This is a genomic window from Erythrobacter colymbi (assembly GCF_002155685.1).
Lineage (GTDB): Bacteria > Pseudomonadota > Alphaproteobacteria > Sphingomonadales > Sphingomonadaceae > Erythrobacter > Erythrobacter colymbi.
The window spans coordinates 73,292-85,432 of sequence record NZ_MUYK01000005.1 but is presented as its reverse complement, the minus strand read 5'-3'; the positions used below and the strand labels follow the sequence as shown (position 1 = coordinate 85,432).

General features: G+C 66.7%; 13 protein-coding genes. 2 read left to right on the top strand and 11 right to left on the bottom strand.

The features are described 5' to 3' along the window. Window position 1 precedes the first annotated feature (1 nt). The 11 genes from BZF57_RS12220 to BZF57_RS12175 all read right to left on the bottom strand — a co-directional run bounded on the left by BZF57_RS12220 (window position 2) and on the right by BZF57_RS12175 (window position 10,418). Window positions 2-745: a M15 family metallopeptidase domain-containing protein gene (locus BZF57_RS12220; RefSeq protein WP_086738247.1), complete on the bottom strand. Its 744-nt coding sequence runs from the start codon at window positions 743-745 to the stop codon at window positions 2-4. Continuing rightward, complete coding sequence (locus BZF57_RS12215; RefSeq protein ID WP_086738242.1) at window positions 742-2,079, bottom strand: O-antigen ligase family protein; 1,338 nt, start codon at window positions 2,077-2,079, stop codon at window positions 742-744. Before BZF57_RS12215 ends, BZF57_RS12220 begins: the two co-directional genes overlap by 4 nt. Before the next feature lie 116 nt (window positions 2,080-2,195). Then, on the bottom strand, window positions 2,196-2,489 hold the full coding sequence (locus tag BZF57_RS12210) for a hypothetical protein (protein ID WP_143738489.1): 294 nt from the start codon (window positions 2,487-2,489) through the stop codon (window positions 2,196-2,198). A 155-nt stretch (window positions 2,490-2,644) separates the two neighbouring features. Continuing rightward, a complete protein-coding gene (locus BZF57_RS12205) occupies window positions 2,645-3,085 on the bottom strand; it encodes a lasso peptide biosynthesis B2 protein (protein WP_086738237.1) in 441 nt (146 codons plus the stop codon). Between the two features lie 23 nt (window positions 3,086-3,108). Continuing rightward, the gene (locus BZF57_RS12200) at window positions 3,109-3,387 is read right to left on the bottom strand and encodes a PqqD family protein (RefSeq protein ID WP_162291002.1); all 279 of its coding nucleotides are present in this window, start codon (window positions 3,385-3,387) and stop codon (window positions 3,109-3,111) included. Between the two features lie 60 nt (window positions 3,388-3,447). Further along, entirely contained in the window at window positions 3,448-4,608 is a 1,161-nt protein-coding gene (locus BZF57_RS12195) for a 50S ribosomal protein L11 methyltransferase (protein WP_086738232.1), read from the bottom strand. 28 nt (window positions 4,609-4,636) lie between these two features. Then, window positions 4,637-5,446, bottom strand: coding sequence for a hypothetical protein (locus BZF57_RS12190; RefSeq protein ID WP_086738230.1), 810 nt, complete (start codon window positions 5,444-5,446; stop codon window positions 4,637-4,639). A 122-nt stretch (window positions 5,447-5,568) separates the two neighbouring features. Beyond that, window positions 5,569-5,727, bottom strand: a complete 159-nt coding sequence (locus tag BZF57_RS21110) for a hypothetical protein (RefSeq protein WP_156076252.1) — start codon at window positions 5,725-5,727, stop codon at window positions 5,569-5,571. After that, entirely contained in the window at window positions 5,717-7,618 is a 1,902-nt protein-coding gene (locus BZF57_RS12185; protein WP_086738228.1) for an asparagine synthetase B family protein, read from the bottom strand. The genes BZF57_RS21110 and BZF57_RS12185 overlap by 11 nt, the downstream gene beginning before the upstream one ends. Window position 7,619: 1 nt before the next feature. Then, entirely contained in the window at window positions 7,620-9,278 is a 1,659-nt protein-coding gene (locus BZF57_RS12180) for an ABC transporter ATP-binding protein (RefSeq protein WP_086738226.1), read from the bottom strand. A 3-nt stretch (window positions 9,279-9,281) separates the two neighbouring features. Beyond that, the gene (locus tag BZF57_RS12175; RefSeq protein WP_162291001.1) at window positions 9,282-10,418 is read right to left on the bottom strand and encodes a nucleotidyltransferase family protein; all 1,137 of its coding nucleotides are present in this window, start codon (window positions 10,416-10,418) and stop codon (window positions 9,282-9,284) included. A 226-nt stretch (window positions 10,419-10,644) separates the two neighbouring features. On the opposite strand from BZF57_RS12175, the gene rfbA reads away from it, so the two are divergent. Next, the gene (gene rfbA, locus BZF57_RS12170) at window positions 10,645-11,541 is read left to right on the top strand and encodes a glucose-1-phosphate thymidylyltransferase RfbA (RefSeq protein ID WP_086738224.1); all 897 of its coding nucleotides are present in this window, start codon (window positions 10,645-10,647) and stop codon (window positions 11,539-11,541) included. Continuing rightward, window positions 11,538-12,083: a dTDP-4-dehydrorhamnose 3,5-epimerase gene (rfbC, locus tag BZF57_RS12165; RefSeq protein WP_086738222.1), complete on the top strand. Its 546-nt coding sequence runs from the start codon at window positions 11,538-11,540 to the stop codon at window positions 12,081-12,083. The genes rfbA and rfbC overlap by 4 nt, the downstream gene beginning before the upstream one ends. The last annotated feature ends 58 nt before the right edge of the window (window positions 12,084-12,141 follow it).

Sequence of the window (12,141 nt, the reverse complement as noted above, 5' to 3'; positions counted from 1 at the left end):
GTCAGGGCGCCTTCGGCACGGCATCCGGGCACTGCGCGGATGCGGCAAGGGCAAGGCCTTGCGCCGCCGCGGCATCGCGCCGTGCCAGCTCCTTGAGGCTGAGGCCGAGGGTCTTGCAATCGAAGCTCACGCCCGCGCGGATGCTCGCCACCGCGATATCGCTGAAAGCGGCCGGCGGCATCACCCGCGCCCCGCGCCGCAGGAAGGTGGTGCGCCAGCGCTCGGCACCGACGACGACCGTGACCATTGCCTTGCGCCCCGCATCGTCCGGGCCAGCCAGCACCAGGGTGCCGAGCTGTTCCAGCAAGGCGTCCGGCGTCTGGTTGCGCAGGAACAGGGCCACGTATCGGCGGGCGGCCTCGCCACGGTCTCCGGCGGCGAGCGCGATCCGCAGCACGGCTTCCTGCGTCACCGGTTCGCGCCAGCCGCGCTGCCCGGCGATCTGGATGGTCCGGCCCGCCGCCGCATCCTGACCGGCCTTGGCCTGCGAGGCGGCGAGAAGGGCAAGGTACTCGGCCGGTAGCGGCCGCCGCTCCACCAGCCGCTTCGCTTCGGCAAGGGCCTTCTCGGGATCGTCGCCCGCGAGCGCGCTCTGTGTGATGCGCACCTGCGCGTAGTTGCGCAGGATCTCGGGCACGCGCGGCGCGAGGTCGGGCGTGGAGCGGGTGCGGAAGTCGAGCTGTAGCCCTGCGGTAAGCAGCGCGGCGGCCGCGAGCGCCGTCCACCAGATGATCCGTCCGATCATGTCCGGGCCCTCCTGTCGCTGCCTGCCAGACGCACCAGCAGCAGCAGGGCGAAGCCTGCAAAGGCGAGGATCGTCTGGTTGCGCAGCGGGTAGTCTGTGATGGATTGCAGCGCGATCACCAGCAGGAAGGCACCGCCCGCCCAGGCGGCCCAGCGATGCGGATCGCGGCGCGCGCGCAGGGTCAGCCAAGCCAGCATCACCAGCCATGCCGCAGCAACCGCCAGTCCGGCAGCCCCTGCCTCCATGGTCAGTTCGATGAAGTCGTTATGCGCCCGGCCAGCGCGGCGGGCGGTCAGGTTCTCGAGCGATTCGTCGATCTGATAAATCTCGTCGAAGGTGCCGATCCCCGCGCCCACCGGCCAGTAGCGGCCCGCGCTGAAGGTCGCATCTTCCCAGATGAAGCGCCGCGGATCATCCTTCGCCTCGAACCGCTCGAGCGCCTCGCCGATGCGGCCCGGTCCGGCAACCACCAGCGTCCCGCCCGCCACGCCGACCAGCGCCAGGGCGCCGAGGCCGATCATCGCCGCGCGCGCGGCACCCGGCGTCTTCCTTGCGAGCAGCACCGACAGCGCGCGCGCCGTGCCCAGCAGCACGGGTACGATCAGCAGCACCAGCGCGGTGCGCGACTGCGTCAGCGCCACGCCGACTGCGAGGAGCACGCAGACCGCCACCCGCGCGTAGACTATCGCGGGGTGCGGACGGGGTGCGGGCAGGAGGGCGGCAAGGCCGACGGCGAATGTCAGGAACAGGCCGGTCGAATTGCGGTTGGCAAAGGTGCCGAGCAGCAGCGCGCCGGCCTTTCTCGCCCCGTAGAGCGTGCCGGCACCCGTGGTCGCTCCCAGTTGCACGAGCCCCATCAGCACGGTCACGATCCCGAGACCGACAACCAGCCAGCCCAGATCGATCAGGCGCTCCCGCGGCAGGTTCCATCCGGCGAATAGCATGGCGGCAGGCGTCACCAGAGCGGTGAGGGCCAGCAGGGTGCGGCGCGGGTCGACGCTGATCGGCATGGCGCCGCTCGCGCCCACCTGCTCTAGCGAGCGTGCGACGAGCGAGCGTCCGGGCAGCGTGGTCCATACCGATTCGGGCAGCGGGATGATCTGGCACAGCGGCAGCGCGAGCGAGAGAATCACCAGCAGGCGAAGAGCAAGCGGGGCCTCTCGCCAGAAGGCCGCAACGCTGCCGGGACGCGATGCCAGCGCCGCCAATGCGGCCAGCTGGACGGCCAGGTTCGCCATCGGGTAGCCGATGCCGCCGCCGCCCGCCGCAAAGGCGACCAGCAGAAGAAGGACAAAAGGCCAGGCCGAGATTCGGTCGGTTGCGGTTTGATCCAACGGTGGTCTCGCGAACGGAGCGCTTGCGGGCGATCCCGCAAGCGAGTCAGCAAAACGCCCGGCACTTCGTACCGGGCGTCCTGAAAATCGTTGCTATTGAGCGCTTTGCGCTGGGATCAGCAGGCGCCCGGCGAGGCGCAGTCGTTGTCGTCGCCGATCACGTCGAACGCGATAAGACCGCCAACAACGATCAGGGTGACGGCACCAGCGCCGAGCAGCAGGCTGCCGGTGTCACCGTCGTTTTCGTCCTGGCCTTCGCCAGCGGCAGCGCGGCCGAGGCCCGGAGCCGAGTTGGCGCTGTAAACCGAGTTGCTGTCACCAGCGCGGGTGTTGGCATGGGCAATGATCGGCGCGGCAACGAGGCCGAGCGCGGCAGTGGCGGCCATCATGCGGGTCATTGTCTTGATCATTTTGAAGCCCTCTTAGCTAATCCCTAGGGACACTGCGTAGTGCAATGCAGCATCGAATGCAACCTCTAGATAGCTGAAGATACTAAATGAACGGTGTTTGCGCTGTTTTGTGCTTCTGGAGAGATGACTTGCATCGCTGGCGGGGCTGGCCCGCATCACGCGCCGTCCGAACGCAGCAAGGGCTCGAATCGCGACACGTCTCCGCCGAGAATGGTCTGTCCGCTGGCATTCAGCCAGGCGTGGGCCTCGAATTCCCCGGCGGCGTTCTTCGTCGTGCCGACGGCGATGTCCCCTGCAATGCCGCGCCTTGCCAGCATGCGTTGCCCCGCCATGGCCTGCACGAGGCAGTCCGAGCGCCAGGGAACACGCGGGGCGAGACGCGGGATGATGAAGACGACATCTTCGCAGCCTGCTGCGACAGCCACGGGATCGGCGCGGGATCCTCCGGAAGCGGCACGGTCGCTCGCCGCATGGTTAAGGCGCAGCACGTCCCTTGGCGTGGTGCGTTGCAGCATGAAACGCGCCCACAGGAGAGCGAGGAACGCTTCGGTCGCAAGGCGCGCCTTGTCGGCCCGGGAATAGCGAGTCGCTGGCATCGCGCCGGGAGAGCGGCCGTTCGTCAGGCCGGCTCGATCAGATCATTGGCGACCAGATCGCCCAGAAGATCCCGCAGGTCGGCCTGAAGCTGCGCTTCCTCGACATCATAGGCATCGAGCACGGCGGGACAGATCGAGGCCGGCGTTTCGCCAGCCTGCAGCGCATCCCACAGGCGTGCGCCGATGGGATCGAGGCCATAATAGGTGCCATTTCCCAGATGCAGGATCACGGTCTCGTCTGCGACGGCATTGGCGATTGCCTGGTCGCTGATGCGCCACCGTGACTCGAGAAGATCGGACACTCTTATTCCTCCGGCTATCTCATGCGGTACGGGAAGGGGGGATGCCATTCCACCCTTCCGCTAGCTGCTGTAGCGACCCAGACATCGTGATGCATGATCGAGCGCTGCCTTGTAGGTCGGCAAATGCTCCGGGTGACGCTCATGCAATGTCTTGGCTATGGCGTCCAGACTCGATCCGTCCCCGACCAGCGCCAGACAGTCCCGATCCAGCATCATCCGGGTATCCAACACCGGGATGTGCTGATTCGATACACTCGCCAGTGCCTTGGGGGAATGGATTTGTGACAGGAATGTCGACTGCCTCACCGGTCGCCCGGCGGACTCTCCATCGGGGGTGAAGGCCTGCCAGTCCCAGTTCCAGACATAGTGCCCGTCGATCAGTGTCCCGCGAAACCGCAGCGCGATATGGCCGCCGGCGGCCAGCGTAGGCGCGCCGTCGAGCGGCAGGAACATCTGGCCGTACACCAGTTCGGGCGCGCCCGGGGCGTTGGAATAGCCCAGACCCTCGGCGATCTCGGCGTCGAACCACAGCAGCAGGCCGTGCACCGGCCCGCTCCGCTCCGCGATCAGCGTGACGCTGGTGTCGAGGTTGGGTTCGGTGATCGAGCGGTAATCGACCTCCGCGATCGGCACGGGCTGGGAGACCAGATCCTTGGGCTTGAGATAGGCCTTCTGGAAGCTGTTCACGGCAAAGCGGTAACCCGCGGCGAGGTCCATGCCGTAGCGGTTCTCCAGCCAGGGACGCGTGACGCTGCGGCCCAGCTTCGCCGAGTGCACCAGCGCGGCTTGGATCGTGTCCCGCATCGGCATCAGCGTGCCGCCCGGAGCGAGCAGTCGGGCACGCGCATCGGCCAGCGTGGCGACATGGTGCTGGAACAGCGGCATGGTGCCCCGGCAGTCCGAGACGATCACGTCCGCCCTGGTTTCGGGGGTGTATCGGGTCGAGATGTCGCGGACCACCATGATCCGGTCCGCACAGCCATTGGCCTGCGCCAGCGGCATCATCAGCTCGATGCTCGGATCCGGCTCGATCGCGATGACCCTGCCTGCGCCATACTTGCAGGCGAGCAGCGCGAAGGCCCCGAACGAGGCGCCAAGGTCGATGACCGTGCAGCCCGGCGTGATCGCGCGGCGCAGCGCTTCGGCATAGACCCCCATGCGCGGCTCGCATTCGACCATCTGGCCGTAGCCCGGCAGGCTATATCCGGCCGGCATGCTCATGCGGTCCTGTCCCTCCGGCAGATCATGGTCAGCAAGCCTCGTCGGACTTGCCCGCGACGCAGGCTTCGATCTGGCGGATTACCTCGGGCAGCACATCATAGTCGTGCGGGTAGCACAGCTCATAGGCCGGTACGGCGGAGGCGAGCTTGACGGCCTGAAGGAAGCGCTCTTTCGCGGCGCCGATGTCTGCGGGGTCGAGCGCGAAGCTATTGTCGACCATGGCCATGCAGCTCTCCCGCTCGCTCAGCCGCCTAAGGCTGACGCCTTCGCCATCGGCGAGCAGGAAGATCTGCCCGAGCGGTAAGGGCGTGTCCGCGCCCGAGGCGTGCCTGAAGCCGGTGACAAGCCGCTTGTAGGAATAATGCGCCATCGGCGCGGTGCCGATCCCGTCTTCGAGCACTTTGGCGATCGAATCGGGATAGAGGCGGAGACTGGGGTAGACCGAAGTGCCCTCGAATGCGGTGCCCGATGCCGTGATCTTCACTGCATCATCGCCCAGCAGCTCGTGTCCGCAGGCGTTGAGGCTGGCCGCGAGGGTCGATTTGCCCGCACCCGTCTCGCCGATGAATATGGCGAGCGAGCCACCCATCCGGATCACGCTCCCGTGCAGCACCAGCGCGCAGGATGCCGATAGCAGGCGCGGCAGGAGCTGGTCGTAGAGGAGGTGGTTGAGCGTGGCGATTTCGCCGGGCGTGGAGGACGAAAGGAGTTCGACCTTCTGTTCGCCGAGCCACACGCGGAAGGTCGCCGAATCGCCGAATCGGCAGAGATGGCTCCCGTCCGGCTCGATAGAGATGGTGTAATCAACGCTGCAGTCAGCGCATTCCAGATCACTCACACACGAAAAGGCCGCTGCCTTTCCGAAGGAAGGCAACGACCAGCCGTGTGTAACAATCATTTCGGCAGGTGAGGCAATGGTCATCACATAAGGTGACGCACGCGCACCAACCGTTTGAAACGTCAGGGACGGATCATGTTCGCCTGAGCGCTGCGACCGGTTTCGACGTTACCGGTGCTGCCAGCGGCAGTCAGATCAGCGAAGCCGCCGTAGATCGACAGGTTCGGCTTCGAGTAGGTTGCCTTGGCCTGGTTGAAGGTCTGTCCCACGTCAATCTCCATCAAAAGCGCCGCTGAATGCGTTTCGGTTAATCCACGATCCGAGGTAACCTAGGTTATGAATGTAAGCAAGTGCGGAATCTTCCACCTGCAGTGCAGCAAAAGCGGCAAGTTTACTTTGGTTAACGTAGCCATCGAGAGCGCCCGCCAGAGACACACGCGTGGCGGTTGAGAGTGCCTGCGAGCAAATGTCGTTGAACCTGAAGCCGACATGGGTGCGCCCCGTGCGCCAGCGCAGCGCATCGGGCATGTACCCTTCCATCGCGCGGCGCAGGATCAGTTTGGGCCACCCCTCACGCTTGATGCGGTCGGCAGGTAGCGTCAGGCAGAACTCCAGAAGCCGTACGTCCAGAAAGGGATCGCGCGGCTCGATCGCGAATTCTGCCGCCACCCGGTCATAGCGCTCGCGCCCGGCATGAAGGAAGGGGTGCAGCATCTTCGCGGCCCGGGTGGCCGAGGAGGAATCATTGCCGGTTGCGGTGTGAACCCGGTCCTGCTCCAGCCGGGCGGCAAGGCCGATCCGCTCGGCAAACGCCGCATCCGCCAACCCTTCGCTAGTGGCATGGCCTGCGGTCTGGGCGGGCCTGAGCCGCCGCTTCAGGCGGCGCAGGGCGTCGGGCATGAATTGCTGGCGCAGGAGGCTGTAGAACTGCGGCCGTGCGGGCATATTGTCCCCCCAGTACCGCTCGTCGCCGAGCGTCTCCCGCCAGCCGGCGAGCAGGCGCCCGTGTTCGAGGTGCCATAGCGCGATGTTGCCCGTGCTCAGTGTGGTGTCGCCGCCCACGCCGTCCAGCATGACCCTGACCCCGGCCCGCTGCGCCTTGAGATAGATCGCCCGGATCACGGCCATGGTCCCGTCGAATGGATCGGCGCATTCGCGGGTGAGCGCTGCGACCTCGTCGCGGAATTCCTCGGGCGCGCCGGTGGAGACCGTGTGGGGCGCGATGTGGGGCTGGGTCATGGCCAGAGCTATGGCGCGGCTTTCCAGACATTCGGGATCCGTGTGGATCGCCGAGAACGTCCTGAGCGGAGGGGCTCCGGCCTCGGCCAGCAGACGCGCGGCGACGGCGACGACCGAGCCTGAATCCATGCCCCCCGACAGCATCGAGCCGAGCGTGCCGTCCGGCGTGCGCAGCCTTGCGCGCACCGCTTCGGTGAAGACCGAAAGGAAGGCCTCCTCGTATTCGCGATCGCTGGCGCGGTGGACGACCGGCGCGGGTTCGAGCTGCCAGTAACGCCAGATCCGCAGCATACCGTTCTCCACGCTGAGCGCGTGGGCGGGGGGCAGGCGATGGACGTCCTCGAAGAAGGTTGAGGTCAGATCGGCCGCTTCGAGCTCTTCCAGAAAGTCGGCGATCCGCACCTCGTTGATGCGCCGCGGAACATCGGGATGAGCGAGCAGGGCGTCGACATCGCTCGCGCAGGCGAACAGCTTGCCGGGCGCGAAATGGTAGATCAGCTGGCGCATCCCAACCTTGTCGCGCGCCGCAAACAGCCGTTGGTGGCGCGGGTCCCACAGCACGAAGGCGAAGTCGCCCAGCAAGCGGGCGGGGCAGTCGCGTCCCCATGCGAGGTAGGCGGCGAGGATCAGCTCGCCGTCACCCACGACGCGGCTTGTCGTATCGATTCCGAGTATCGCGATCAGATCGGCGCGGTTGTCGAGCCGGGCGTGCGCCGTGATCAGGCACCCCGTCCCCGCGTGGCGGAAGGGCATCGGCTCGGCCAGCGCCTCGGGCGTAGTTGCGTTGAGCGCGTGTCCCAGCGCGACGGGGCCGTCACTCGCCGTCCGCGATCCGTCAGGGCCGCGCCGCGCGAGGCCGGCTAGGACCGGCACAAGGGTGTCGCCCGGCTGCGGCCCGCCATCGAGCCGCAAGCTCGCGCAGATGCCGCTCATGTCAGCGCCGGGCCTCGGTCACGGTCCAGCCGTCCGGGGTCATCTCGATGATCCGGTCCGCCAGCGCGAGACTCGCCGGCCGGTGGGTGATGATGATCACGGTCCGCCCCTCAAGCACCCTGACGCAGTCCTCGACAAAGGCCGCTTCGCCTTCGAGGTCGTACATGCTGGTGGCTTCGTCGAAGATGTAGATCGGCGGATCGCGCAGCAGCGCCCGGGCGAGCGAGATGCGCTGGCGCTGTCCGCCGGACAGGCGCACGCCGTCATCCCCGATCCGCGTGGAGAGGCCTTCGGGCAGGCCGGTGATGAACTCCCACGCCTGCGCCAGCCGCGCGGCGCGCTCCACGGCTGCGGCGTCCGGGGTCTCGATGCCGAAGGCGATGTTCTCGAGGATCGTCCCGTCGAGCAGCAGGGGCCGCTGCGGCACATAGCCGATCTGGCGCCGCAGCGCCTTGACGTCGAGCCCGGCGATGTCGGTCCCGTCCAGCGTGATGCGCCCCGCATCGGGTTCGTAGAAGCGCAGCAGAAGGTTCACGAGCGTCGACTTGCCGACCCCGTTGGCCCCCGTCAGCGCAATGATCTCGCCCGGACGGATCGAAAGGTTGAACTCGTGCAGCAGGGGAGGGCGGCCCGGATAGGCGAAGTCGATGCCTTCGAAGCCGATGCCGCCCGCCGCCCGCGTCACCGTGCCGGTTGCGGCGTAACCGGGCTCGGCGGGGATTTTCAGCACGGTCTCGAGCCGCGTCAGCGTCCCCTTGGTCACCTGATAACTGCCGTAGAGCCCTGCCAGACTGCCCATAGGGCGGGTCAAAAGGGCCGTGTAGAAGAGGAATGCGAACAATTCCCCGGAGCTCCGGGCCTGCGTACCGGCCACGCCGGAGCTCCCCGCCAGCAGCAGCCCGAGCGCTGCCAGCGCCGCCACCAGTGCCACGACCGGGCTGATGAAGGCGGTGATGCGCGCCTCGATCAGCCGGAGTTGGCGGGCCTTCTCGATCGCGGCGACATAGCGCTCCCGGTGAAACGTCTCGGCCGCGTAGGACTTGATCGCCGGAAGCATCATGAGGTCGTTGTCGGCGGTATAGAACACGGCCGCCTCCGCCTCGCGCACCGCACGACCCAGCTCGCGCAGCCGCCGTCGCAACAGCCGTATCGCGATGTAGAAGAGCGGCACCAGAACGGGCACCACAAGGGCAAGGCGCGGGTCGATCAGGAACAGCAGGATCACGGTCCCGCCCGCGGTCATCAGGGTCGCCGGCAGCTGGGCGAGTGTTGCCGTCAGGAACGCGCTGAGGTTCTGCACCTCCCAGCTGATCAGCGACATCAGATCGCCGGTGCGGTGACTGTCATGATAGGAGATCGGCAGGCTTTGGACATGGTCATAGGCCTCGGCCCGCAGCCCGGCGAGAATCCGCCCCGACGCGTCGGCGGAATAGACCGCCACGAGGATGTTGAGCGCCGTCAGCGCGACCAGTGCGGCGCCCAGCAGCGCAAGCGTCCGGGCGAGGTTGACCGTCGCATCTCCGGCGATCCCCGCGGCGATCTGGGCCGCAAGCCACGGCAGCGCCAGTGTCGCGATCGAACCCAGCAGCGAAAGCGCGCTGATGAGGGCAAGCGCCCCGCGATAGGGCCGCGCCCAGTGCAGGAGGAATGTCAGCCCCATTCGTCAGGACCGGCCCAGAAGCAGTCCCGACACCGCGCCCGAAATCCGGCGGGCATGGAGCAGGGCTGTCGGCCAGTGGGACAGGTGCGGATAGCGCTCGTGCAGCGCGTCCGCATTCGGCACGAGCGCATAACCGATGACCCGCAGCTTGTCCGCCAGCGTGTCGCTTGCGGCAAGATCGAGGCGCGTGCGCGAAAACCCCGGCACATCGGCGGTGCAGGCGAGCACGACCGGATCCCCTTCAAGCTGCGCCAGACCTTCGGTCACCTCGTCGGGAATAGCCATGCCGATTGCGCTCCGGCCGAAATCGAGCAGGGCGCGCACCAGAGGAGCGGTGCCGCTTTCCCCGACGGTGGCCAGCAGCTGCGTCCAGTCCGCCTCGGTGAACCCGCGGGTGAGCAGCGACACATCGAGCGCCCAGATCAGACGCTCCTGATCGAAGGCTTTGTCCTCGCCCGCTTGGTAGCCGTACTTGCGGTGAAGCGCCCGGTTGACCGCGATCAGGATCAGGTTGTCGGTCGGTGCGATCCCGCGGGCGGACTGCGCAAGCCTAGGCAGCGCGATCGATCGGCTGCCGATCCCGCCGCGTTCAAGCCGCTCCGCCACCGCAGCGCTCGCGTTGATCCGCCAGTGGATGTCGAACATGTGCAGGAAGCCCATAGGGCAGGTGGCGCACCAGGTTTCCTGAAAGGGCCGCGCATCGGCCACCGGACGAAATCCGTTCGCCTTCATCAGCTTCCGGACCGTGCTGCGCGGCAACCCGCGGACCAGAAGATCGCTGTCGCCCCGCCGCCGTTCGGCCGGTGTCTTGTAGACCGAATATGCGAGCGCGGTTCCCTTGGTCACCAGGACCTCGGCTCCGGCTGCGGTGAGGGTGTCGATCAAGCGGGCGGCAACGTCGCGGTGCCCCAGCTCCCAGAAGCTCTGGTTCCGCGATGCCGCACGCAGCGCTTCGGCGGGCACGGCAGGCCAGTCGGCCAGCTTGCCCGGGCTCGCAACGAGCGTCAGTCCGATCCCGTGAAAGTCGGTTCTGGCCGCGACCAGAGCCTCGAACGCCGCCTCGTCCGTCGGCGAAAAGCCGTAAGCCAACCTCGCCTTGTCCGAGCCGAACGGCCATTCCGGAATGGGTTCGCCGCGCAAGGTTTGCCGGATGCAGTCGCCAAGGAACCGATCAACGGCGACGAGGGTATCATCGCTTACCAAACGCTGTGTCGCCTCTCGCGATTGCACGGGTCTTCCTTGCGGCAATTCCCGGGCCTTGGCTAGTGGCATTTTGTTCGCTGGTGCGGTTGACCTTGCTGCCCGATGCTGCAATGCAGCGAGCGGTCGTGGCAGGTACACAAGTGGGGGTGGTAAGGCTTTGGCCATGACAGTCGATACGAACAGGCGCGGCATCATTCTGGCTGGCGGCTCCGGCACCCGGCTCTACCCGCTGACCCGCGGCGTATCGAAGCAGCTCATGCCGATCTTCGACAAGCCGATGATCTACTATCCGCTCAGCACCCTGATGCTGGCGGGCATCCGCGAGATCCTGATCATCACCACACCCGAGGACGCTGGCCAGTTCCAGCGCGTGCTGGGTGACGGCAGCGATTTCGGCGTCAGCCTCACCTACGCGGTGCAGCCCCGTCCCGAAGGGCTGGCGCAAGCCTTCCACATCGGCGCGGATTTCGTGCGCGGGCGGCCGAGCGCGCTGATCCTTGGCGACAATATCTTTTATGGCCACGGCCTGCCGGAACTGCTGCAACGCGCGAACGCCCGGACCTCCGGGGCATCGGTCTTCGCCTATCGCGTGAGCGATCCGCAGGCCTTTGGCGTGGTCGAATTCGATGCTTCGGGCAAAGCCGTCTCGATCGAAGAAAAGCCCCAGGTTCCCAAGTCCAACTATGCGGTGACCGGGCTCTATTTCTACGACGAGACAGTTGCCGACCGTGCGCGCGATCTCAAGCCCTCGGCCCGCGGCGAGCTGGAGATCACCGATCTCAACAGGCTCTACCTCGACGAGGGAGCGATGTCGGTCGAGATCATGGGGCGCGGTTACGCCTGGCTGGACACCGGCACCCATGCCTCGCTCCTCGATGCGGCAACCTATGTGCGGATCACCGAGGAACGGCAGGGCCTCAAGATCTCCTGCCCCGAAGAAATCGCCTGGCGTCAGGGCTTCATCACTAGCGAACGCCTGCGCGAGATCGCCGAGCCGCTGCGCAAGTCGGGCTATGGCGAATATCTGATCAAGCTGCTCGAAAGCCCGGTGCTGCCGTGAACGTCATCCCGACCGCGCTTGAGGGTGCCCTGATCATCGAGCCGCGCGTTTTCGGCGATGCGCGCGGGTTCTTCATGGAAACATGGAATGCCGGCGCTTTCGCAGCGGCCGGTCTCGATCTTGCCTTCGTGCAGGACAACCACAGCCGCTCGCAGAAGGGCGTGCTGCGGGGGCTACATCTCCAGAACCCCGGACCGCAGGGCAAGCTGGTGCGGGTGACGCGCGGCGCGGTGTTCGATGTCGCGGTCGATCTGCGCCGCAGTTCGCCGACCTTCGGCCAGTGGGCGGGGGTCGAGCTGAGCGCGGACAACAAGCGGATGTTCTGGGTGCCGGAAGGCTTTGCTCACGGCTTCCTTACGCTCGAGGACGATACGGACTTCCTCTACAAATGCACCGCGCCCTATGCGCCCCAGTCCGAGCATACGCTCGCATGGGACGATCCGGCGCTCGGGATCGAATGGCCCATCGGGGACATGGCGATCGCCTTGTCGGAGAAGGACCGCAAGGGCTTGTCGCTGGCCGAGGTGCCGACGTTCCCATGAGCGCCCCCGCCGAGGCATTTGCGCGCTTGTGCGCGCAGCGCGGCATGCGCGTCCAAGT